This window comes from Nitratidesulfovibrio sp. D1 (assembly GCF_051133415.1).
Taxonomy (GTDB): Bacteria; Desulfobacterota; Desulfovibrionia; order Desulfovibrionales; family Desulfovibrionaceae; genus Cupidesulfovibrio.
The window spans coordinates 185,714-207,323 of the sequence record NZ_JBPGNZ010000003.1; the positions used below are offsets into that span (position 1 = coordinate 185,714).

The following is a 21,610-nucleotide window of genomic DNA, read 5'->3' on the forward strand; positions in this document are numbered from 1 at the left end:
CCGCGCCGCCTAATCCCGGCGGGAATAGCGCAGCTTCATCCAGATCACGGCCAGGATCAGCGACAGGCCCACCGCGTTGGCGGCCATGACCGGCCACGAGCCGATGCCGATGCCGTAGACCAGCCACAGCCCCACGCCCACGGCCAGCAGCCGGAAGGTGGGCAGCGAGATGTCGTCGGCCGAGCGGGTGCGGGCGATGCGCACCACCTGCGGCAGGTAGGCCAGCGAGGTCAGCAGCCCGGCCGCGTAGCCGATGGTTTCGACCAGCGTGGACAGGGTCGCGGAATCGGTGGTCGGGGCGGGCATGGGGGGCCTCCGGGCGGGGCGGTGCGAAAGGGTGCGCGGTGGGGGCTAGGGCGTGGCGTCGCCAGGCCCCAGATTGCGATGGTCGTCCTCTTCACCGGCCATGCGCGCGGCAAGCACCTTCACGTCTTCGGCCAGTTGGCGCAGCGCGTAGTAGAAGGCGTAGAACTGGGTGAGCATGGCCAGGTCGAAGCGCTTGGTGGCCCCGGCCTCGCGCAGGGCGCGCAGGCGGGCGTCGGCCCGGGCGATGGCCTCGCCCAGTGATGTGTCCGGCGATGTGTCTGGCGAAGTGCCTGGCGGCGGGGGCGGGTCGCCGGCGGGGGCCGCGCCATCCTTGCCGCGGCGGCGCAGCCGTTCGCCCAGGGCGGCCAGCCATCCCGGCGCGGCGTTGCCGGACCGCGCCCCGGTGACGCCGGTGGTCGTGGCCGCCATGCGGCGCAGGGTGCGGGCCACGGTTTCCGCAAGGGCGCGCAGTTCGGCGTCCATCAGGATGTCGTAGCCGTCGGCGTCGCAGGCGTTCAGGCTGCGCAGCATCACCCGCAGGTGGTCGGTGGTGCGCTCCACCACGGTGGACAGGGTGTCCAGCGGCTGGTTGTCGTAGAAGTAGATCAGCGATTCGTGGCGGCGCACCTTGGAGAGTTGCTCGCGGTTGCGCGGGGTGGCGCGCACCAGCGGGTCCAGCAGGTCGGCGGGCACGTGGGTCTGGCGGGCCAGGAAGCGGTCCACCAGGGTGACCAGGTAGCGGGCGCAGTTTTCCGCCTGCGCGGCCAGGTCGCGCCGCAGGCCCACCGCCGCGCGCACCGGCCACAGCGTGACCGTGACCACGAAGGCGCAGCCCACGCCCACGGCGATTTCCAGCACCCGGAACAGGCCCACGTCGATGCGCCCGGCATGGCCCGCACTGGCCAGAATCACGATGCTCACGGTGATGGCCGCCATGCGGTAGCGCGGGTCCCACCGGGTGAGAAAGGCGCACAGCCCGGTGGTGACGAACACCGACACGCCGTTCCATACCGGCGTGTCCGGAAAGACCATGATGGCGATGACGCCCATCACCGCGCCCATGACCGTGCCGATGAAGCGGTACAGGCACATCTCGATGGCGTCGGCCACGTTCATCTGCATGGCGATGACGGCGGAAATGACGGCCCAGTAGCCGTATTCGATGTGCAGCACGTCGGCCAGGACCAGGGCGAGCACGGCGGCGATGCCGGTCTTGACGCCGTGGCGGATGTGGGCGGGGGAAATGTCGGCGAGGGTGGGGCGGCGCATGGCGGGTTGGCTACGCGGGTTCGATGCGGGTGTGCGCGGCCACGTAGCGGCCCACGCCGTACAGGTACAGGAAGTAGGCCAGCCCGAAGGTGACGATGGACAGCAGCAGCCAGATCAGCGCGTGGCCCACCTGCGCGGCCAGGTCCAGGTCGCACGTCAGCCGCTGGCGCGGCGCGCCTTCGCGCTCCACCCAGGTGCGGTTGATGATGAACTTGGCCAGCGCATACGGGTAGAAGAACACGCCGATGCCCAGCGTGCACAGGGTGATCAGGAACCACAGCACGGCATGGCCGAAGCATTCGACCATGGTGACGTCGGTGCGGAAGGTGCCGGTGGTGTTGGGGAACATGGAGCCTCCGGATAGGGGGAAGGGGGGCGCGGCGCGCGGGGTGGGGACGGCGGCGTGTGTTCGTAGAGGCCGACGGAACCCGCCCGCTACCGCCTCAAGAACGACGGCAACGCAAAATACACCCCCGCCACCGCGTCAAACATCCCGCCCGGCAGGAACGTGGCCATCCGGAACAACCGGAACTTCAGCGACGACCCGGCATACGGCGCTATGGCCTCCCGCGCGGCCGCGCCCTTGCCCTCGCGCCACAGGGCCACCCCGCGCTGGAACGCGGCGCGGCGGCGCAGCAGCGCCACGAGGTCGGCATGGTCGCGCTCGTAGTCGCGGTACATGCGGATGTGCTTGGCGAGAATGGCCTCGGTCTCGTCCGCGAACTGGGCGAACTTGCGGAAGGTGGTGCTGCCGCCGTGCACCCGCCAGCGGGCCAGCGGCGCGTCCACGTGGTCCAGTTCCCAGTCCCAGGCGATGCGGTAGAACACGTCCGCCTCTTCGCACACGTTCAGCGATTCGTCGAACCAGTGGCCGCCCATGCCGGGCGCATCCAGCGCGGCGCGGCGGATCACGGCCGAGGACATGGAAATCCACTGGGTGGTCATCAGTTCGCGGAACACCTTGCCGCGCGCGGGCGGGGCGGCCTGGAACTGGCGGCTCAGTTCCTTGTCGCCGCTGAACATCACCGTGTCGCAGCTCACCAGCCCCACGGCCGGGTTGGCGCGGAACAGCGCCACCTGCCGGGCCAGCTTTTCCGGGCGCCACAGGTCGTCGCAGTCGAGGAAGGCGATGAACTCGCCCCGCGACCGGGCGATGGCGAGGTTGCGCGCCGCGCCCAGCGGTACGGTGCGCTCGGCGCGGAAGTAGCGCACCTTGGGGCCGTAGCTCTGGGCGATGTTCGCGCTGCAATCGGTGGAACCGTTGTCCCAGAACACGATTTCCCAGTCGTCGAAGGTCTGGGCGAACACGCTGTCCATGGCGGCGCGCAGGTGTTCGCCGCAGTTCAGGCAGTTCATGATCACGCTGACGGCGGGAACGGGAGAAGGCTGGGGAATGGCGGTGTCGGTCATTGTTTTTGTACGCCTCCGGCGGGCAGGGGGCTGTCGCCCCCTGCACCCCCGTCATATGGGCACGGAATTGTTCGGGCAGACGGATGCCGAAGCGGGGCAGGCCGAAGCCCCCGCCGTGAATGCCAGCCTACGCCAACGCCTCCAGCAGGGCGTCGCACACGAAGTCCACGTCGGCGTCGCTCATGCCGGGGTGCAGGGGCAGGGTGGTCAACTGGCGGCCCAGCATTTCGGTGACGGGCAGGGATTCCGCCCCGCCGCCGAAGTAGGTCAGCAGGTGGTTGGGCTTGTAATGCATGCCGGTGGGAATGCCCTTGGCCTGCAACGCGTCCACCACGTGGTGCTTCCTGTCGTCCAGGATGCGCACCGGAAAGATGTGCGGCACCACCACGTCACGGGAATCCGTTGCCAGCAGGGCCAGATGCGGCGCGCCTTCCAGCCGCTGGCGGTAGCGCGCGGCCAGGCGCATCCGCGCCGGGGCGAATTCGCCGGGCAGGCGGCCAAGCTGCACGCGGCCGATGGCGGCCATGATGTTGCTCATGTGGTAGCGCCAGCCCTGCCGGGTGACGTCGAAATCCCAGCTGCGCTGGCCCGAGAAGCGCTTTTCCGTGTCGTTGGCCACGGACAGCAGGCGCGCGTCGCGGCACAGCTGGGCCACGGCCTGGTCGGCGGTGACGATGCACCCGCCCTCTCCGCTGGTGATGTTCTTGATGCCGTCGAAGCTGAAGCAGGCGATGTCGCCGAAGGCGCCGATTATGCGGCCGTCGTGGCGGCAGCCGAAGGCGTGGGCCGCGTCCTCGATGACGCGCAGGCCGTGCTTTGCGGCAAAGGCGTACACCTCGTCCAGCCCGGCCGGATTGCTGGCGTAGTGCACGGGCATGATGGCGGCGGTGCGTTCCGTCAGGCGGCGTTCGGCGTCGGCAAGGTCGATGGTGCAGGTTTCCGGCAGCACTTCGCAGGCCACGGGCACGGCCCCGGCGGCGGCGATGGCCTGGAACGAGGCCACGAAGGTCAGCGACTGCACCAGCACTTCCGCGCCCGGCTGCACGGCGGCCTGCACGGCAAGATGCAGGGCGGCGGTGCCGGTGTTGGCGGTGACGACGTTCTGCGCGGGCACGCCGAGAAAGGCGGCAATGTCCTCTTCGAAGCGCTTCACTTCGTTGCCCATGCCGAGGTAGCCGTCCTCAAGGATGACGCGGCTTACGGCGTCGGCTTCGGCCTGGCCCACGATGGACCGGGAAAGACGCAAGGCGGGGGTGGTCATGGCGTGTCGCTCTGGTGTTGGCGCGGACGCGGGAGCGCCGCGACGGACGTTGTGGACGGGAAATCCGGTGTCGGCCCCGTGGCGGCCGCCTACCAGCGGTGCGGAATCTCCGGCGCGTCTTTCGGCGCGCGTTCGCTTTCCGTGGGGTCGTGCGGGATGTCCGCGCAGTTGCAGATCAGCGCGGGCGTTTCGCTCACGGCGCTGAACCCGTACCACACCAGCGGCGGGATGCGCAGCAGCCGGTAGTGGTCCGGCCTGCCCAGCAGGAATGCTTCCGTATTGCCGAAGGTGGGCGAGCCGGGGCGGCTGTCGTGGACGACCACCTTCATCCGCCCCACGGGCACTGCGAAGTGCTGGGTCTGGCGGGTGTGGCGCTTCCACGCCTTCACCGCGCCGGGCTCCACTTCCGAGAAGTACAGCTCGCCGAAGCTCATGAACATGGGCGAATCGGGCCGCAGCATTTGCAGCACCGGGCCGCCCTCCGTGGGAATGACGCGCAGGTCCAGCGTCACCACCCCGTCGATGGTCGTGGCGTTCACGGCATGGTCCTTGGCGGCGCGGAGGCCGCTACTTCGCCCAGGCAAGGCCCTTGGCGGCGGCCTTGCCGGAGTATTCCGCGATCTGGTTCATGGTGAAGGCGTACATGTCCGGACGGACTTCCCCACCCTGGCCCTGCGGCGCGTAGAACGCGCGGTACCATTCCGCCGTGAAGCGGATGGTTTCGGCGAAGTTCAGCGTGGCCTGCCAGCCAAGGTACGCCAGCGACTTGTCGCAGCACAGCTTGAGCAGGGTGCATTCCTTCATGCCCGCCTGCCCGGCGCGGTCCATTTCGCTGGCGAAGCCGGGCCAGTACGGGGTCAGGGCGTCCACCACCTCGGCCACGTTGTTGTTCACGTCCGCCGCCGGGCCGAAGTTGTAGGCCTCGCCCGAAAGGGGGAACGGGCCCTGCTCGTTCAGCAGCAGTTTCGCGCCCAGCCACAGGTAGCCGGAAAGGGGCTCCAGCACGTGCTGCCACGGCCGCGTGGCCCACGGGCTGCGGATCTGCACCGCCGTGCCCGCCGCCCACGCCCGCGCGCAGTCGGGCACGATGCGGTCCGCCGCCCAGTCGCCGCCGCCGATGACGTTGCCCGCGCGGGTGGTGGCGCAGCGCACGCCGTTTTTGAAGAACGAGCGGAAGTACGAGTGCGCGATGATCTCGGCGCAGCCCTTGGACGCGGAGTACGGGTCCTCGCCGCCCAGGTGGTCGGTTTCGCGGTAGCCCCACACCCATTCGTCGTTGCGGTAGCACTTGTCCGAGGTGATGCACACCACGGCCTGCACCGAGGGCGCGCAGCGCACCGCCTCCAGGATGTTCAGGGTGCCCATGGCGTTGGCCTCTATGGTGGCCGCCGGGTCGTCGTACGACTTGCGCACCAGGGCCTGCGCCGCCAGGTGGAACACCACCTCGGGCGCGAAGTCGGCCACGGCCTTGCACACCGCCGCGCGGTCGCGGATGTCGGCGCGGATGTCCGTGATGCGGGCGCCAAGGCCCAGTTCGTCGAAATTGGCGGGGCTGGTGGGCACGTCCACCGACAGCCCGGCCACTTCCGCGCCCAGCTGCAACAACCACGCGGTCAGCCACGATCCCTTGAATCCGGTATGGCCGGTGACCAGCACCCTGCGGCCGCGATAGGCATCTGCGAACATTGTATGTCTCTCCGTATTCTCGACGGGGAAGGCGGAGAGGGAACCGGGGGAAGGGACCCTTTGTAAAGGGTCCCCTTCCCCCGGACCCCCATCCCCCTAAACATTCATTGTGGACGGGCAGCCATGGAAAGGGGCTGCGGAGAAGTGTTCAGAAGGCGCAGCCAGCGGGCGAAAGGCCCATCTGACCCATGCTCGGGCTATACCTTGAACCCCTTGGCCCAAGGCGCACTGCCCTTGTCCCATAGGGCGTTCAGCTTCTGCCAGTCGCGCAGGGTGTCCATGCATTCCCAGAAGCCTTCGTGGGGGTACATGGAAAGCTGGCCGTCGGCGGCAAGGCGTTCCAGCGGCTGCTTTTCGAGGTCGCACGATTCGTCCTCGTCCAGGTAGTCGAGGAATTCGCGCTTGAACACGAAGAAGCCGCAGTTGATGTATTCGTTCAGCACCGGCTTTTCCTGCCAGGACAGGATGTTGCCGTCCGCGTCGGTCTGCACCGCGCCGAAGCGCGAGGGCATGCGCACGCCGGTGAAGGTGCCGATCTTGCCCGACTTCTTGTGGAACTCCAGCAGCTTGTCGATGTCGATGTCCGACACGCCGTCGCCGTAGGTGACCATGAAGCGGTCGGTGTCGATGTGCTTGGCCACCCGCTTGATGCGCGCGCCCTTCAGGGTTTCCTGCCCGGTATCGCACAGGGTAACCTTCCAGTCGGTGCAGCTGCTGCACTCGTGGGTGGTCAGCGCGCCGGTGGCGAGGTCCACGGTGAAGTCGGTGTTGCGGATGCGGTAGTCGTGGAAATACTGCTTGATCACCTCGCCCTTGTAGCCCAGCGGCAGGATGAAATCCTTGTGACCGTGGCGGGCGTAGATGCTCATGATGTGCCACAGCACCGGGCGGCCGCCGATCTCGACCATGGGCTTCGGCTTGAATTCGGTTTCCTCGCGCAGGCGGGTGCCCTTGCCCCCGCACATGATGATGACCTTCATGCGATACCTCGTGATGGGGTAATGTGCTGTCGTCGTCCGGATGGGTATAGCAGAACGCGCGGCGTTGCGGAACGGTCCGGCGGCAGGAACGCCGGGGCCGGGTGGGCCAGATGGGACGGATGGAATGGATGGGCAGGGTGCGGTGGCGTCATGATGACGTGCGGAACCTCCGTTCCGCGCGCGGGTGGGTGGCCGGTGTTCCGGGGCTGGCGCGTCGCACTGGCGCGCCGCGTTTCCGCCGGAATTTCCCGCCCTTCTTCGTGGCGTGCTAGATACGCTCGCGCGTGACGCTTGTCCATAGGTGCGGCGCGTGATTTTCGCGGATGGCGGGGGATTGCGGAGGGTTTTGCGGCGTCCGCCCGGCCATGCGTCCGCACCGTTCCGTCTACGCCTGCCGGGCCACCTGCGCGAAGAACTCCAGCAGCGGGCCTTCCGCGCCCTGTTCCACCACGCACGGCCAGTTCAGCACCTGCGTACCCACCTTTTCCGACACCGGACAGGCCCCGGCGGCGTACCCCAGCGAGGCCAGCCCCGCCCGCGCGCCCACGATGGGGTCCATGAACCACGTCCACGCGGTGTGCACCCGCGCATCCATCAGCGCTTTCAATTCGTTGGCGCGCGGATGGGTGAACGCCAGGCGATGGGCGACGATGCGCAGCGCCGGGTCGGCATAGGCGGCGGGCAGGTGCGCGGCCAGCGGCGTGCCGTAGGCCGAGGCCAGGTAGCGTTGCAGCAGCGCCTCGCGCCGGACCGCCTCGGTGGGCCAGCGGTCCAGTTCGAACAGCCCGATGCGCGCCAGCACGGCGGGCAGGCGCGCCGGGTAGGCGTAGGCCCCCGTGCGCTCCACCACGTAGTCGTCGTCCAGGAAGGTCATGCCGGGGTCGGACAGCCGTCGCAGCACCGACTTGCCCAGCATGGCCAGCTGGTACAGGCCGTAGCTGGCAGGCCGGGCCAGCCGCCGTTCCAGCAGGAACTGGCCGAACAGCCGCCGCTGCTGGGCTTCCGGCAGGGTGGGCGCGTCGTTCAGTTGGGCGGCCACGGCGTCGTACAGCCCCGCGTCGCGGGTGTAGAAGAACCCGCCCACCACCGTGTTCATGGGCTTGGAGTGGTCCGTGGAGAAGAACGCCGCGTCCCCGGTGTTGCCCACGGCCACGCCGTCGCGCGTGGAGCCCACGGTCAGCGCGCAGTCCTCGATCAGCGCCGCCCCGCAGCCGTCGGCCAGCGCGCGCAGTTCGCCCACCCGGCAGGGAATGCCGAAGCTGTGCTGCGCGATGATGGCCCGCGTCTTCGGGGTGATGGCTTTCGCCACCGCGTCCGGGTCCGTGCCGAAGGTGGCGGGGTCCACGTTGGTGAACACCGGCGTGGCCCCCGTGCGCAGCACCGCGCTGGCCACCACCGAGCAGGTGAACGCGGGCAGGATCACCTCGTGCCCCGCGCCCACGCCCCGCGCCCGCAGCGTGGCGAACAGGGCCATGCGGCCGCCCGCCGTGGCCAGCCCGCGCCCCTCGCCCACCACCGCCGCGAACCGGCGCTCGTACTCCGCCACCGTGCCCGCCGCCTGCGCGGGAGACTCCAGCACCCGCCGCACCTCGGCCACCTGCGCATCGGTCAGGTAGCCGTGCCCGGTCACGAACCCGTAGTAGGGCCGCGTACCCAGCATGCGGGCCAGTTCCTTCAGCTTGCGGGTGATGGCGGTCAGCATGTGGCGGCTCCTTGGGGAGGGGAGAAAGAAGGGGAGAGGAAGAGTAACCGGGGAAGGGGAAAGGCCCCTTTTGGAAAAGGGGCCTTTCCCCTTCCCCGGACCCCATCCTCCTTCTTCCAAAGCTTTTCAATAGGGGGTTCGTTTCCATGTAGCGGCGGTGGAAGCGTGTGTACGACCGCACCAGCCTTTTCCCCCAACCCATTTGAAAAGTTTGGGAGGGTGGGGGTGCGGGGGAGGGAACCTTTTCCAAAAGGTTCCCTCCCCCGCGAACTCTTATCCCGCAGAAATCCCCAGCAACTTCCGCCACCGGGGCAACCCGCGATCAAGGGCCAGGAAGCCGGGCGGCAGGTTGGGCGGGGCGGGACGGGCCAGCGCGGCGGCGAGGTCGTCGGCGGTAGCCACGAAGGCGGTGCCGGGTACGCCGAGCAGGGGGCACATGTTAAAGTCGTTGGCGGCGGTCTGCACGATGAGGGGCAGCCGCTGGTAGGCGGCTTCCAGGGCCACGGTGGTGGAGTTGGCCGCCCAGACGACCAATCCGTGGGGGCCCGGAGCAAGCAGTTGGGCCACGGGAGTGTTGACCACGCGGGGCGCGCCGCCGGAGGGGAAGCGCGCGGCAAGGCGGCCTTCCACGGGCAGGTTGGGATGCGGCTTGACGACCACGTCGTAGCCGTCCAGCGTGCCTGCCCGCGCGGCATCGGCCAGCACGTCGAGTTGGTTGTCGGTCTCGTCGGGGAAGAAGCTGGCGACCACGAGCAGGGTGGGCTTGCCGGGCGAGAGGGGCGGCGCGGCGTCCGGCGCCGCTCCGGGGCTCACGTCGGCAAGGTACAGGTAGCGCAACGCCTCGATCTCGCCCAGCCGTTCGCCGGGCATGCCCGCGTCGCGCATGTGGCCCAGCGCGCCCTGGCCGTTGCAGCACAGCAGGTCGGGCAGGGTGGCGGCGGCGTCCGGCTCGGCAAAGGCGCGGGCGTCCTCGTAGTAGCGCAGGTCGGTGGGCCGCACGGTGGAGTGCTGCGCGCCGTACACCGGGCCGCGCCGCGCCTCGTGCATGGCGTGGGCGAGGGACTTTTCCCAAGGGTGGTTTTCCATGGGGAAGATGGTCCATTCCTGCGGCGCGCACACGGCGGCGTAACGGCGGAAGGCGGCGCGCATCAGGCGGCGTTGCAGGCCCAGCCAGCCGCGCGTGGAGTCGGCCCAGTTGCGGGCCATGTACGGCCAGAAATCCATGCGCGAGCCGGGCAGGCGGCACTGGCCGGCCACGTGGCGGGTCAGGCGCGCGGCGCGGATGGCCATGCGGCAGTAGTGCGCGACCTCGCGGACGATGGCCGGAAGGGTCAGGAATTCCTCGATGAAGTGGAAGGCGATGCCGTCCTGCTTGCGGGCGCGGAATGCGTCGCGCAGGCGGATGGCGTCGGCCAGCGAATAGTGGGGCGTGGGCTCGAAGATGAACAGCCAGGTCACCCCGTGCACGCCGCCCTGCTCCGGATCCAGCGCGTCGTGCAGGCTTTCCCAGTAGCGCGAGCGCAGGCGGCCCTGTGTGGCGGCCTGCACGTCGATGTTGGGGAAATAGGTGGCGATGGTGGAGGGGCGCGGGTGCGCGGGCAGGGCGGCCTTGCCCGTGGCCTCGGGCGCGGCGGGCAGCAGGCGCTTTTCGCGCAGCAGCCACGCGCCCAGGCGGGCCACGGCCTGCACCGGCGCGGGCAGGCCGTGGTACAGCGCGGCCAGGCGCTGCCTGGTCGAGAGGGGAGCGGCGTCGGCGGAGGATGCGGAGCCCGTTCCGGCCCCCATTCCGGCCCCCGGTCCGGCCGGACGCAACTCGAACCGGCGGCCGGTGGCGGCGCAGAAGCGCAGCAGGATACCCGCCAGCACCGTGTCGTCGGTGACCGCGCAGACATGGTCGGCGCGGGCGTCCTCGACGGCCAGTTCCAGCGCGCGCAGCTTGGTCACTTCGTACAGGTTGCGGCAGATTTTCGGATGCTTTTCGGCAAGCGTGGTGAACCACCAGTGCGAGAAGGTGTCGCCCACGGCCAGCAGTTCACGAAGGTTTCGGGTGGAGCGGGCGGGCCGGGTCAGCCCGGTCTCGTGCGCCCAGGTGATGTACTCGCGCCGGATGTCCGTGAAGTGCTCCTCCACCAGCGCGGGCACCGAAAGATGGCCGTGCGGCACGTCGCGCCGGGCCCAGTGGGCCACCACCGGAGGCAGGCCGTGGGATTCCGGTTGCGGACGGGGCGGGGCGTCCGGTCCATCCAGCAGGATGAAGGTGGTCACGAAGGCTCCCTGGCGATGCCTTCCAGCCACGCGTTGAGCCCGGTCAGGTCGTGCCCCCACGGGTGCGGGGTGGCGGCAAAGGCTTCGCCCCGGCCGTAGAACAGGGTGCCCACGGCTTCGGCGGCGGTCATGTCGGTCTTGGCGTCGCCGACCATCACGACTTCCGCCGGGGGCACGGCCGCCTTTTCCACGGCGCGGCGCAGCACGTCGGTCTTGCCGGGCGGCGAGCCGTAGATGGCCTCGAAGTACCGGGCCAGCCCGCGCTCGGTCAGGATGTGCACCAGTTCCTCGTGGGGGGCGCCGGAGCACACGTACAGCGGCACGCGGCCGTGCCACGCGGTGATTACGTCGTGCGCGCCGGGCACCATGGGGGCGTTCAGCACGCCCTCGAAGGCGTAGTCCGCGTACTTGCGGCCCAGCTCGTCCATTTCGTCGGAGGTGATCTCGCGGCCCAGCACTTCGCTGAACAGCCATTCGAACTTCTTGTAGCGGCTCACGCCGCCGTGCTCCATGTGGTAGGCCACGAGGCGGTCGCGGGCGTCCGCGCCGAAGGGTTCGGCCACGCGGGCGAAGGCTTCGGTCTTCACGTTCACGCTTTCCAGGAGGACGCCGTCGCAGTCGAAGACGATGCAGGAAAGGGGCATGGCGTTCCTTCTATCTGGGCAGCGCGTCCAGCAGGTTGCGGATGGTGTCGGTTTCCATCTTCACGCGGGCCTCCACGGCGTACGAGCCCACGTGCGGGGTCAGGATGACGTTGGGCAGGTCGCGCAGGGGGCCTTCGTAGGGTTCCTTGGCGAACACGTCCAGCGCGGCCCCGGCCAGATGCCCGGAGGCCAGCAGCGCGTGCAGGGCGGACTCGTCGATGAGCCCGCCGCGCGCGGCGTTGATCACCCATGTGCCGGGGCGCATCAGGCCGAGGCGCCGCTCGTCCAGGATGTACCCGCCGCCTTCGGGCTTGGAGCAGTGCAGCGAGACGATGTCCGCCCACGCCAGCAGCGCGTCCGGTTCCATCTTCGCGTTGGCGTCGCTTTCGGCAAAGGGATCGGCAAAGGCCACTTCGCAGCCGAACGCCTCGAACAGCCTGCCCGTGGCCCGGCCGATGCGGCCGAAGCCGATCAGGCCCACCTTCTTGCCGGACAGCAGGTTGCCCATGCGCTTCTTCCACGTGCCCGCGCGCAGTTCGCGGTCCATGCGGCTGACAAGGCGCATCAGGTCCAGCGCGTAGCCCAGGGTCAGTTCGGCCACGGCCTGAGTGGGCGCGTCGGGCGTGTTGCGCACGGCGATGCCCAGTTCGGCGGCGGCGGCGCGGTCCACGCTGTCCATGCCCGTGCCGCAGCGCGAGATGACCTTCAGTTCCGGCAGGGCCTGCATCACCCGGCGGGTGAGCGGTTCGGTGCCCGCGGCCACGCCGATGCAGCCCTGCAACAGTTCGATGGCCTCGTCCTCGGTGATGGCCCGGCCCGTGGGGTTGAGCACGTAGTCGATGCCCGCCTCGCGCAGGAGGCGCAGCGGTTCGTCGCTGAACTTGGCGAACGACGAGGTGGTGATGGCTATCTTCATGATTCGTTGTCCTTTGCTGGGGGGCTGGCTACGCTTCCGGCGGGGTGGCCGCGCGCTCGTGCACGCCGCGCTTGCGCAGCGGCTTGGCGGGCACGCCGCCCACCACGGTGTAGGGCTCCACGTCCTTGGTGACCACGGCCCCGGCCCCCACCACCGCCCCGCGTCCGATGCGCACGCCGGGGGTGATGGTGCAGTTGGCCGCGATCCACACGTCGTCCTCGATGGTCACCTCTCCGTATTCGTGGCCCTGGAACATGATGGGCACGTCGGTGCGGTCGAAGTTGTGGTTGGCCGCGCGGATGACCGTGCCGGGGCCCACGGTGACGTGCGCGCCCATGCGGATGTGCCCGCCGTCGGCGTCCACCACCACGTTGATGTTCAGGGCCGCGTTCTCGCCCATTTCCAGCGCGCCGGTGCGGGCGTACAGGTGGCAGCCCTTGCCGATGCGCACGCCATCGGCCAGCGCGATGTTGCGGCAGCCCTGCACCGTCACCGACTGGCCGAAGCGCACCCGGCCGCAGTGGCAGAACAGCGGCTGCCACGCCACAAGACGCGCGCCCACGCCGAGGGTGGTGGGAATCCACGCGAACAGGGACAGCCAGAGTTCCTCGGCGATGGCGGCAAGGCGCGACATGTCGGGCATGCGCGGCATGTGCGGCGTGGGCATGGGTGCTCCGTTACTTCGTGTAGACGAGACGCAGGGTGTCCTCGGCCATCATGTCCACCACGCGGGCGAGGTCTTCGGGGGTGTCCACGCTGAGGGTGCGCTTGTCGGTGGGCACCATGCGCACCTTTTCACCGTGTTCGAGGATGCGCATCATGTCCACCGATTCGATGATTTCCAGCGGGGTTTCCTGCATGTCGTTGAACTTGAGCAGATAGTCGCGCCGGAAGGGAATGATGCACACCTGCTTCTGCATGGGCACGTCGGTGACGCCCTTGCGGCGCGAGGGCACGGGCTCGCGCGAGAAGTACAGCGCGTCGGAGTTCAGGTCCACCACCACCTTGACCTCGTTGGGGTCTTCGAATTCCTGCACGGTTTCCATGCGGGCCATCAGGTTGGTGACGTTGACGGCGGGGTCGGCCAGCATGGGGGCGATGGCGTCGTCGATCATGTCGGGGGTGATCATGGGTTCGTCGCCCTGCACCATGACCACGATGTCCACGCGCTGGCCGGTGGCGGCCTCGATCTTCAGCAGGGCTTCGGCGGTCCGGGTGGTGCAGCGCACGTGGTGGTCGCCGGTCATGACGGCCTTCAGGCCCACGCTTTCGGCGTAGTCCTGGATTTCCTTGTCGCAGGTGGCCACGTAGGTGGCGGTCAGGGTGGGGCTCATGGCCGTGCGGAAGGTCACGTGGCCCACCATGGGCACGCCGTGGATGTCGGCCAGGGGCTTGCCCGGGAAGCGGCTGGAGCCCATGCGGGCGGGGATGATGGCGACGATGTTCATGGCTGCTCCTTTGACGGCGCGGTGCGCCGGGAAATGTCGGGTGTGGCGAGGTGGAAAGGCAGGGGGATGGGGTTTGGCCTGTCGTGTGGTTCGGGGTGGTGCTCGGGTCGGAGCGGGTACGCTGCGGGCGGAATCCGCCTTTCGCCGCCGGGCTGCGTTGGCTTGGCATTTTTGATGCTCACATACATGAGTATGCTCCGCTCAAAAATGCCAATCCGCCTTGCCCGGCGACGAAACTCGTAATTCCTTGCATCGTCCCCGCACCAGCCTCCCGCAGCGAAAGACCGCTGCGGGGTATAAGGAAGAAAGGCACGGGAGAAAGACGGAAAACCTCGTGTTCAGGGGCAGCGGCCTACGGCCAAAAGCCTCATGGTAGTCGTGGATTCCCAATCAAAAAATTTAGGGGGGAGGGGTTCGGGGAGGGAGACCCTTTTTAAAGGGTCCCCTCCCCGATAGCTTTTCCTCTCCAAAATCTATGGTTGCCCTGCTGTCCGCGCCTACTCCTCGCGCGGCAGCAGGTAGCCGCCCACGTCGTGCATGTCGGGGTGCAGTTCGCGGTGCACTTCCTCCATCACCCGCAGCACGCCCTGTCCGAGGTCGGTGGTCAGGTTGGGCACCAGCTTTTTGCCCACCTTGGGCATGAAGGCGTAGGGCGTGACCTGGTAGTGGCCGCTGTTGGGGTCGTGCTGGTAGGCGATGTCCAGCTCCTTGCCCAGCATTTCGCCGATCATCTTGAACAGGTCACCCACACGCATGGGCTGGTTGCCGGTGAGCACGATGTTCTCGTTGGCGTATTCGGGCTTCAGCACTTCCACGGTGCACAGGGCGGCGTCTTCCACGTGGATGTATTCACGCAGGGCGGTGGGGCTGCCGTAGTAGGTGATGGCCCCGGTTTCCAGCGCCTCGGCCACGAAGCGGTTGATGGCGTTGCGGCGGTCGGCGCGCGGGCCGTAGAGCGAGCCGTAGCGCAGGATGGTGTAGTCCAGGCCGTGCATGGCCTGGTAGTTTTCGATGTACAGTTCGCAGGACTGCTTGCTGCACCGGTAGAATCCGCCGGACTTGCCGTACACGTACAGCGAGCTGGCGAACACGTAGCGCGAGACCTTGGCCTTGCGGCAGGCTTCCAGCAGGATGACGTTGCCCAGCACGTTGATGCGCGCGGTGTCCACGGGCTTGCGGTTGGCTTCGCCGATGTCGGCGATGCCCGCGAAGTTGAACACTGCGTCGGCCCCGGCGACGGCGTCGTCCACGGCGGCCTCGTCAAGGATGTTGCCGACCACCATGCGCTGGTCGCCGCGCAGGTAGGGCGAGGGCCGCAGGTCCACGATGGTGACCTCGTGCCCGGCGTCGGAAAGCTTGTCGCAGACGTGGGAGCCGAGGAACCCGGCCCCGCCGAAAAAGGTGATCTTCATGTGCTGCATCCCTTGGGGGCTATGCCCCTGCCGCCCGTGGGGCGCGGCGTGGATCGTATGGATTCGGTTGCGGGTGTGGTGCGTCGCTATGCCTGAGGGCACGGGCAGTTGCGGTAGAGAAACACCGCGTCGATGCACCAGGCGATGAACCGGTAGCCTTCGCCGATGCGGCGCGCAAGGTCCGCCGTGTCGGGCTGTACGATGTGCAGGCCCATGGGCACGTCGTGGACGCGCGCGGCGGCGGCGATGCTGTCCAGCGCGGCGAGAAAGTCCGGGTGGTCGAACTGCGCGGTAAGCCCCATGGAGCCGGAAAGGTCGTACGGCCCTACCATGATGGCGTCCAGCCGGGGGTGAGACAGGATGGCGTCCAGATTGTCCACCGCGCGGATGTGCTCGATCTGCGCCACGAACAGGGTGTCGCGGGCGGTTCCGTCCACGTAGGGCGCGAATTCGCGGCCGAACAGGTTGGCCCGGCAGTAGCCCACGCCGCGCACGCCGGAAGGACCGTCGGTGCGGGGGTACAGCGCCCAGCCGATGGCGGCGTCGAGTTGCTCGCGGGTCTCGATCATGGGGAAGATCAGGCCCCGCGCGCCGGAATCCAGCGCCGCCTTGATGTCGGTCAGGGTGGCTTCGGCCACGCGGGCGAAGGGCGCGGCTCCGCCAAGCTCGATGGCGCGGAAGGCGTCGGGCAGCTGGGCGCGGGTGAAGGCGGCGTGCTCCAGGTCCACGGCCACCCAGTCGTAGCCCGACCGGCCGAGGATTTCGGCCACGTCGGTGGAGGGAATCTGCATCCAGGTGCCGATGGTGGCTTCACCCCGGCGCATCTTGTCCCGAATGTCGCGTGCGGTAATCATGGTGGTTGCGTTCGCGTGCGGTGCGGCGGCAATGCCGCCGGATGGTGTGGGGCGGGCGCGGTGGCGTCCGTCGGTGATGCATGAACCGCGCGGGCCGCACCGCGCGGCCTGACGGGGGGGCTTTTCAGGCCGTGGCAGTATAGCCGCGCACGATGCGGGGTGCAATATGCCGGTAGCGCACGAAAGCGGTGCGACGGCCCGGCGCTACGCCTGCGGTTTGCGGAACCGCCCCAGCGCCCGGATGGCCAGCCCGCGCAGGTCCTGCCGGGTCAGGCCCACCAGTTGCGGCACGGCCAGCACCGCCCCGCCCACCAGCGCGGAATAGATGACGCCGGACACGAAGAAGCGCACGATGTCCTGCGCGTCCCCCAGCCCTACGGCCATGGTCAGGCTGCGGCAGGCCCACGCCGCCCCGGCCAGAAAGGCCAGGCACAGCGCCTGATGCGCCACGTTGCGCAGGTAGTTCAGGGGGATGATCCGCGAACTCATCCACAGCATGAAATTGACCGACAGGAACTGGACCAGCACCGTCTTTACCGCAAGGCCCATGGCCCCGAGGCCGAAGCCGAACTTGTCCGCCGGGGCCAGCAGCAGCCACGACAGGCCGAAGCCCAGCACGTATTCCGTCACCGCCATGTTGCGCATGGTGCGGGTGCGGCCCGTGGCGTAGAACACCGAACCCGCCAGCTGCCCGTACGCTTGGTGCACCGGGTACAGGGCCATGATCTGCACCGGCAGGATGGCCGCCGCGTAGTCCGCCCCGCCGAAGATGCGCACCACCGCCGGGGCCTCCATGGCCGTGAAGCACGAGAAATATCCCGCCACCGTGAACAGCAGCGGCGCGAAGCGGTCCATGAGCCGGCCCATTTCCGTCCGGTCGCCCTTGCCCCAGGCAATGGACAACTCGCGCATGACCAGCGGCGTCATGGCCGAGACGAACAGGAAGCAGGCCATGCCCACCTTCTGCGACAGGGCGAAGAACCCCTGCTGCGCGCTGCCGTTGAAGGTTTGCAGCAGCCAGCGCTCCGCCACCAGAAAGACGGTGGACGCCAGCGCCTGCACGAACAGCGGCGTGCTGTAGTCCGCGAATTCGCGCGTGTACGCGCGCCGTTCGTCCCGCGCCATGCGGAAGGTCACCGTGGGCCAGCACCCGCGCAGGACCATGGCATAGCCCACGGCCAGCGCGATCAGGGTCACGTACTGGTGCGCAAACAGGGTGCCCATGTTCAGCCAGCCCAGCAGGAACAGCGCCAGCAGCGCCCCCACGCTGGCCAGGTTCAGCACCGTGCGCGAAATCTCGCTGGATACCGTCACTCCCAGGGCGTCGTTCATGGACCGCAGCACCCGGCCCCACCACGTCAGGAACGCCCACAGGGCCGCCAGCGGCACGATCCACGCGGGCACGTCCGGCAGCAGCCATTGCCCCAGACCCGGCACGAACGCGGACAGCGAGAACAGCATGGTGATGGCCAGCACCAGCGCCGCCACCCGCACGTAGAACGACACCAGCCCGAACTCCTGCTGCCGCCGCGACAGGGCGTTGTAGAAGCAGGTGGAGGTGCCCATGTCCAGGAACCCCGCGAACTGCTGGAACATGTTCGTGGCAAAGCTGTAGTTGCCGTACCCTGTGGGACCAAGGGCGCGCGGCAGCACCGCCTCCATGGTCAGGTACACCGGGATGGACGCCACGTTCGCCAGCAGCTTGAACGCGTATCGCTTGGCAAGGGTTTGTTGGGTCATGGATGTCCTGTGGGAGGAAGAAACCGGGGGCTGCGCCAGCGGATTGCTACGGCAGTTGCCGTACCACGCGGGCGGGCGCGCCCGCCACGAGGGTGGCGGGGGGCACGTCGCGGGTGACCACGCTGCCTGCGGCCACGATGGCGCCGTCGCCGATGGTCACGCCCTTCAGGACGATGCAGCGCATGCCCAGCCAGACGTCGTCGCCGATGGTCACGTCGCGGTCGCGCTCGAAGGCCGGTGTGGTCAGGCGCGTTTCGGGCGGCCATGGCGCGTGGAAGTCGGAATCGGTGATCACGCAGTTGGGGCCGATCATGGTCCCCTTGCCGATGCGGATGGTGCGCGACCGGGCGGTGATGGCGGCGCCGTTCATGGTCACGCCGTCGCCGATCAGGATGGCGGCGCTGCCCGCAAAAGTGCGCAGACGGGTGGGTGCGTGGATGGTGGCCGAGGTGCACCGCCGCGACGAGGAAATGACGCCCACCCCGCGCCCCAGTTCGATGCGGCTGCCCGGCCAGCGTTGCAGGATGACGGGGCCGCAGCATTCGCACCCGTGGCCCATCCGTACGCCGAACAGCGCGGCCTTGACCCGCATGCGCACCGTGCCCCACAGGCAGGATGCACTGCGGTGCAGGGCCATGCAGCCGTAGGACACGATGTCGCGCGGGGTCAGCCCTTCCTCGCGAACCTTGCGCAGCGCCTTGGCAATGAATCCGCCCATGTCTGTTCCCTTCCGAACCGCGTTACCCACCCAACTAAAAAGTTTGGGAGGGGTGGGGGTGCGGGGGAGGGAGACCCTTTTACGCTTTGCGGTCGCCATCCGTAATGTTCGCGCTTCGCGCTCACATAACGGCTGCCGCAAAGGGTGCCCCTCCCCCGCAACTCTTCCGGTTTGTTTTCTTCTCTTACAACCCGCGCAACGCGTCCAGCCAGATGCCGTTGATGCTGCCGGGCGTGGTCAGGGCGTACTGGGCGCACCAGTTGCGGCGGGCCTGCTGCACGGGTTCGCTCTGCCACCAGCCTTGCACGTCGGGCCAGATGCGACAGATGTGCGCGGCGGCGGCGTCGGGCGTGGCGTGGTGGATGCCCACGGCGGCCAGTTCGGCCAGGGCGGCGGCGGTTTCCCGCCCCACGCGCCAGTGGTCGGCGTTCCAGTACAGCACCGTGGGCGTGTTGGCGGCCATGGCCAGTTCCAGGGTGGTGCCGTGGTGGTCCAGCACCAGCAGGCGGCAGCCCAGCATGTGCTCGTCCAGGCTGCCTTCGCAGCGGCGCACGTCGGCAAAGCGGCGCAGCACCCACGGGCCGTCGTCCAGGCCGCTCATGGTCCGGAAATAGGGGCGGTACAGGGCGGACGCGCGCACGTGGTCGGGCAGGGCGGCGAGAAAGCGCGCCTTGTCGCGGCGGTACGACAGCCATTGCAGCGGCTGCGGGCGCGAATCCAGGCGGTACGAGAGCAGGCTCATCTCCGCGCCCACCAGCACCAGCGCGCCGGTGCGGTCTGCATGGCTGTCCCTGACGCGGTCCAGCTGGCCGTGCGGCAGGGGCAGGAAGTTGCCCCGGAACGGCGCATGGCTGGTCCAACCCCAGGTGACGAAGGCGTGCTGGCGGTATTCGTAGTAGGGCACCACGGCGGATTCGCGGATGTGGCCGTAGTTGCCGCCATGCTGGATGAACACCAGCCGCGCCCCGGCGGCGCGGTCCAGGGCCACGCGCATGCGGTAGGCGTCGTCGTGGTACGAGGCCACGTTGACCACGCGGGTGCGCGGTCGGCGCTGCCGCACGGTGCGGGGCAGGCGTTCGCTGCACAGGGCGCGGGGGATGGACGGCAGGATGATGTCGTCCGGCTCGAAGCGCCACACCGGCATGCGGCCCTTGAGCTGGGCCAGGGGGATGGTGCGGTCCTCGCTGGTGCGCGGCCCCAGCAAGGCCATGGAGAAGGCCAGCGATTGCAGGGTGGAAAAGCCCTTGATGCGCGGGAACGGCAGCGCGTACAGCAGCCGCCGCGCCAGCGCGCGCAGGCCGCCCTCGGCGGGCGCGCCGGAATGGCGGACGACCGGCTCGGCATGGATGGCGCGCCACGCGGCGGGCAGTTGCGGTTCAAGGATGCGCGAGAACACCCACCAGTTGAACAACTGGTCCTGCGCGCCCGCCAGGATGAACTGGTGACTGTCCTCAAAGGAGAAGGCGCAGTCGCGCGGCAGCAGGGGGACGTCCAGTTCTTCCGTGCCCCACAGGCGGATCATGTCCTGCACGCGGCGCTGGCGCTCATGCAGCATCTGGCAGCACAGGGTCAGCCACGGGTACAGGGTCAGGTCCCAGAAGTCGCGCGGCAGGTCCGCGCCGTGGTGCGCGCCCAGGCGCAGGGCCAGGTCGGGGATGCGCGAGATGGCGTAGCTGTTGGCCTCGTCGATGGCGGCGGCCACCTCGTCGCCGTCGGCGTAGGGGTCGGGGCCGAAGGTGAAGCGGGCGTCCCAGTCGGGAAAGGCGTCCTCGCGTCCGTGGAAGCACCACGGCCCGGCCATCAGGTGGGTGTCGGGCGCGGCGTCGTCGGGGGCGATGGCAAGGACAAGGGTACGGCGTTGGGTCATGTGCGGCTGCGCGCGGGGCGCGGTGTTTCGTGAAGGCCCGTCCACGTGACGGTTGCCCGTCCGCCTATTCCAGATGGCTCCACTGGAGCACGGTGTCTTCCTCGATGTCGGCGCGGGCGCGCTTGCCGAGCACCGCGTCGATGTCGCGCGGGCTCACGCCGTGGGCCGGGCGCTTCCAGGTCAGGTCGTCGCGGGTGACCACCGCCCCGGCGGCGATGCGCCGCGCCGCCACAAGGCTGCGCCGGGCATTGCGCCGGGCCGGGTCTTCGGACGCCAGCGCCGAGATGGCGAACGGCCCCACCATGGGCAGGATGCGGTCGAGCGAGGCGTTGAAGCGGGCCAGGTCGTCCTTGTCCATGGCGTGGTAGTGGTCGTTGCCGGGCAGGGTCTTGTCGTGGGTGAAGTGCTTTTCGAGGATGCGCGCGCCGAGCAGGGTGGCCACTTCCAGTACCTTCATGTCGCGGGGCAGGGTGTGGTCCGAGTAGCCGATGACGTGCTGCGGAAAGTGCTGGCGTAGCGCCGGAATCATGCCCAGGGCCGCGTTGGCGTCGTCGGTGGGGTAGTTCAGCACGCAGTGCAGCAGCGCCAGCGGATTGCCCTTGGCCTCTATCCACTCCACCGCCTCGGCTATCTCGTGCAGGTGCGCGGCCCCCGTGGACAGGATGACGGGCTTGCCGAACCCGCACAAGAATTCGATGAACGGCTTGTTGGTGATGTCCGACGACGAGATCTTGTACACGTCCATCATGTCGTTCAGGAACTTCGCCGATTCCACGTCGAACGGCGTGGACATGAACTCGATGCCCGCGCTGTCGCAGTGCTTCTTCAAGGCTTCGAATTCGCCCTTCCAGAACTTGTCGTGCCGGGTGAACAGTTCGTACTGACTCTTGGTCGGCTCCTTGGTGGTGTCCCAGTAGGCCGGGGAATCCTTGGAGGCCAGCGTGGCCGCCTTGTACGTCTGGAACTTGATGGCGTGCGCGCCGCCCGCGCAGGCTTCGTCCACCAGACGCCGGGCAATGTCCATGCTGCCCTCGTGGTTCACGCCCGCCTCGGCGATGATGTACGGACGCTGGACGCCCGAGCGCGCCGCGCACGCAGGCTTGGTGCTGAATATGTCGGTCAGGCGCATGGC

Annotated in this window: 20 protein-coding genes; all 20 read right to left on the reverse strand. The window is 68.7% G+C overall.

Annotated features, from left to right (window positions below):
• Positions 1–9: 9 nt before the first annotated feature.
• Positions 10–306 (reverse strand): SemiSWEET family sugar transporter, encoded by a 297-nt coding sequence (locus tag ACR4XJ_RS06520; RefSeq protein ID WP_434754457.1) that lies wholly within the window; start codon positions 304–306, stop codon positions 10–12.
• Between the two features lie 45 nt (positions 307–351).
• The gene (locus tag ACR4XJ_RS06525; RefSeq protein ID WP_434754458.1) at positions 352–1,575 is read right to left on the reverse strand and encodes an FUSC family protein; all 1,224 of its coding nucleotides are present in this window, start codon (positions 1,573–1,575) and stop codon (positions 352–354) included.
• Positions 1,576–1,585: 10 nt separating this feature from the next.
• Positions 1,586–1,924, reverse strand: a complete 339-nt coding sequence (locus ACR4XJ_RS06530; RefSeq protein ID WP_434754459.1) for a DUF6693 family protein — start codon at positions 1,922–1,924, stop codon at positions 1,586–1,588.
• A gap of 86 nt (positions 1,925–2,010) precedes the next feature.
• Complete coding sequence (locus ACR4XJ_RS06535) at positions 2,011–2,985, reverse strand: glycosyltransferase family 2 protein (protein ID WP_434754460.1); 975 nt, start codon at positions 2,983–2,985, stop codon at positions 2,011–2,013.
• A 127-nt stretch (positions 2,986–3,112) separates the two neighbouring features.
• Positions 3,113–4,246 carry a DegT/DnrJ/EryC1/StrS family aminotransferase gene (locus ACR4XJ_RS06540; protein WP_434754461.1) on the reverse strand — a complete coding sequence of 378 codons (1,134 nt, stop codon included), beginning with the start codon at positions 4,244–4,246 and terminating at the stop codon, positions 3,113–3,115.
• 89 nt (positions 4,247–4,335) lie between these two features.
• A complete protein-coding gene (locus ACR4XJ_RS06545) occupies positions 4,336–4,785 on the reverse strand; it encodes a dTDP-4-dehydrorhamnose 3,5-epimerase family protein (RefSeq protein ID WP_434754462.1) in 450 nt (149 codons plus the stop codon).
• Between the two features lie 28 nt (positions 4,786–4,813).
• On the reverse strand, positions 4,814–5,932 hold the full coding sequence (rfbG, locus tag ACR4XJ_RS06550; protein ID WP_434754463.1) for a CDP-glucose 4,6-dehydratase: 1,119 nt from the start codon (positions 5,930–5,932) through the stop codon (positions 4,814–4,816).
• Positions 5,933–6,129: 197 nt separating this feature from the next.
• Entirely contained in the window at positions 6,130–6,912 is a 783-nt protein-coding gene (gene rfbF, locus ACR4XJ_RS06555) for a glucose-1-phosphate cytidylyltransferase (RefSeq protein ID WP_434754464.1), read from the reverse strand.
• Between the two features lie 385 nt (positions 6,913–7,297).
• Positions 7,298–8,614: a DegT/DnrJ/EryC1/StrS family aminotransferase gene (locus ACR4XJ_RS06560; protein ID WP_434754465.1), complete on the reverse strand. Its 1,317-nt coding sequence runs from the start codon at positions 8,612–8,614 to the stop codon at positions 7,298–7,300.
• 273 nt (positions 8,615–8,887) lie between these two features.
• On the reverse strand, positions 8,888–10,879 hold the full coding sequence (locus tag ACR4XJ_RS06565; protein WP_434754466.1) for a TIGR04326 family surface carbohydrate biosynthesis protein: 1,992 nt from the start codon (positions 10,877–10,879) through the stop codon (positions 8,888–8,890).
• Positions 10,876–11,523 carry an HAD family hydrolase gene (locus ACR4XJ_RS06570; protein ID WP_434754467.1) on the reverse strand — a complete coding sequence of 216 codons (648 nt, stop codon included), beginning with the start codon at positions 11,521–11,523 and terminating at the stop codon, positions 10,876–10,878. Before ACR4XJ_RS06570 ends, ACR4XJ_RS06565 begins: the two co-directional genes overlap by 4 nt.
• 10 nt (positions 11,524–11,533) lie before the next feature.
• The gene (locus ACR4XJ_RS06575; protein ID WP_434754468.1) at positions 11,534–12,439 is read right to left on the reverse strand and encodes a phosphoglycerate dehydrogenase; all 906 of its coding nucleotides are present in this window, start codon (positions 12,437–12,439) and stop codon (positions 11,534–11,536) included.
• Between the two features lie 28 nt (positions 12,440–12,467).
• Positions 12,468–13,106, reverse strand: coding sequence for an acyltransferase (locus ACR4XJ_RS06580; protein ID WP_434754469.1), 639 nt, complete (start codon positions 13,104–13,106; stop codon positions 12,468–12,470).
• 10 nt (positions 13,107–13,116) lie between these two features.
• Entirely contained in the window at positions 13,117–13,887 is a 771-nt protein-coding gene (gene kdsB / locus ACR4XJ_RS06585) for a 3-deoxy-manno-octulosonate cytidylyltransferase (RefSeq protein ID WP_434754470.1), read from the reverse strand.
• Positions 13,888–14,384: 497 nt separating this feature from the next.
• A complete protein-coding gene (locus tag ACR4XJ_RS06590; RefSeq protein ID WP_434754471.1) occupies positions 14,385–15,299 on the reverse strand; it encodes an NAD-dependent epimerase/dehydratase family protein in 915 nt (304 codons plus the stop codon).
• An 86-nt stretch (positions 15,300–15,385) separates the two neighbouring features.
• Entirely contained in the window at positions 15,386–16,153 is a 768-nt protein-coding gene (locus ACR4XJ_RS06595; RefSeq protein ID WP_434754472.1) for an HpcH/HpaI aldolase family protein, read from the reverse strand.
• A 204-nt stretch (positions 16,154–16,357) separates the two neighbouring features.
• A complete protein-coding gene (locus ACR4XJ_RS06600) occupies positions 16,358–17,893 on the reverse strand; it encodes a lipopolysaccharide biosynthesis protein (protein ID WP_434754473.1) in 1,536 nt (511 codons plus the stop codon).
• Positions 17,894–17,939: 46 nt separating this feature from the next.
• Positions 17,940–18,611 carry an acyltransferase gene (locus ACR4XJ_RS06605; RefSeq protein WP_434754474.1) on the reverse strand — a complete coding sequence of 224 codons (672 nt, stop codon included), beginning with the start codon at positions 18,609–18,611 and terminating at the stop codon, positions 17,940–17,942.
• A gap of 184 nt (positions 18,612–18,795) precedes the next feature.
• A complete protein-coding gene (locus ACR4XJ_RS06610) occupies positions 18,796–20,478 on the reverse strand; it encodes an LIC12162 family transferase (RefSeq protein WP_434754475.1) in 1,683 nt (560 codons plus the stop codon).
• 64 nt (positions 20,479–20,542) lie between these two features.
• On the reverse strand, positions 20,543–21,607 hold the full coding sequence (locus tag ACR4XJ_RS06615; protein WP_434754476.1) for an N-acetylneuraminate synthase family protein: 1,065 nt from the start codon (positions 21,605–21,607) through the stop codon (positions 20,543–20,545).
• Positions 21,608–21,610 lie beyond the last annotated feature (3 nt).

Bases quoted from the DNA above. Each gene is read 5' to 3' on its own strand.
- kdsB (WP_434754470.1), bottom strand. From the start codon at position 13,887: ATGAACATCGTCGCCATCATCCCCGCCCGCATGGGCTCCAGCCGCTTC.
- ACR4XJ_RS06580 (WP_434754469.1), bottom strand. From the start codon at position 13,106: ATGCCCACGCCGCACATGCCGCGCATGCCCGACATGTCGCGCCTTGCC.
- ACR4XJ_RS06525 (WP_434754458.1), bottom strand. From the start codon at position 1,575: ATGCGCCGCCCCACCCTCGCCGACATTTCCCCCGCCCACATCCGCCAC.
- ACR4XJ_RS06560 (WP_434754465.1), bottom strand. From the start codon at position 8,614: ATGCTGACCGCCATCACCCGCAAGCTGAAGGAACTGGCCCGCATGCTG.
- ACR4XJ_RS06570 (WP_434754467.1), bottom strand. From the start codon at position 11,523: ATGCCCCTTTCCTGCATCGTCTTCGACTGCGACGGCGTCCTCCTGGAA.
- ACR4XJ_RS06595 (WP_434754472.1), bottom strand. From the start codon at position 16,153: ATGATTACCGCACGCGACATTCGGGACAAGATGCGCCGGGGTGAAGCC.
- rfbF (WP_434754464.1), bottom strand. From the start codon at position 6,912: ATGAAGGTCATCATCATGTGCGGGGGCAAGGGCACCCGCCTGCGCGAG.
- ACR4XJ_RS06610 (WP_434754475.1), bottom strand. From the start codon at position 20,478: ATGACCCAACGCCGTACCCTTGTCCTTGCCATCGCCCCCGACGACGCC.
- rfbG (WP_434754463.1), bottom strand. From the start codon at position 5,932: ATGTTCGCAGATGCCTATCGCGGCCGCAGGGTGCTGGTCACCGGCCAT.
- ACR4XJ_RS06575 (WP_434754468.1), bottom strand. From the start codon at position 12,439: ATGAAGATAGCCATCACCACCTCGTCGTTCGCCAAGTTCAGCGACGAA.
- ACR4XJ_RS06540 (WP_434754461.1), bottom strand. From the start codon at position 4,246: ATGACCACCCCCGCCTTGCGTCTTTCCCGGTCCATCGTGGGCCAGGCC.
- ACR4XJ_RS06535 (WP_434754460.1), bottom strand. From the start codon at position 2,985: ATGACCGACACCGCCATTCCCCAGCCTTCTCCCGTTCCCGCCGTCAGC.
- ACR4XJ_RS06615 (WP_434754476.1), bottom strand. From the start codon at position 21,607: ATGCGCCTGACCGACATATTCAGCACCAAGCCTGCGTGCGCGGCGCGC.
- ACR4XJ_RS06600 (WP_434754473.1), bottom strand. From the start codon at position 17,893: ATGACCCAACAAACCCTTGCCAAGCGATACGCGTTCAAGCTGCTGGCG.
- ACR4XJ_RS06590 (WP_434754471.1), bottom strand. From the start codon at position 15,299: ATGAAGATCACCTTTTTCGGCGGGGCCGGGTTCCTCGGCTCCCACGTC.
- ACR4XJ_RS06605 (WP_434754474.1), bottom strand. From the start codon at position 18,611: ATGGGCGGATTCATTGCCAAGGCGCTGCGCAAGGTTCGCGAGGAAGGG.
- ACR4XJ_RS06530 (WP_434754459.1), bottom strand. From the start codon at position 1,924: ATGTTCCCCAACACCACCGGCACCTTCCGCACCGACGTCACCATGGTC.
- ACR4XJ_RS06520 (WP_434754457.1), bottom strand. From the start codon at position 306: ATGCCCGCCCCGACCACCGATTCCGCGACCCTGTCCACGCTGGTCGAA.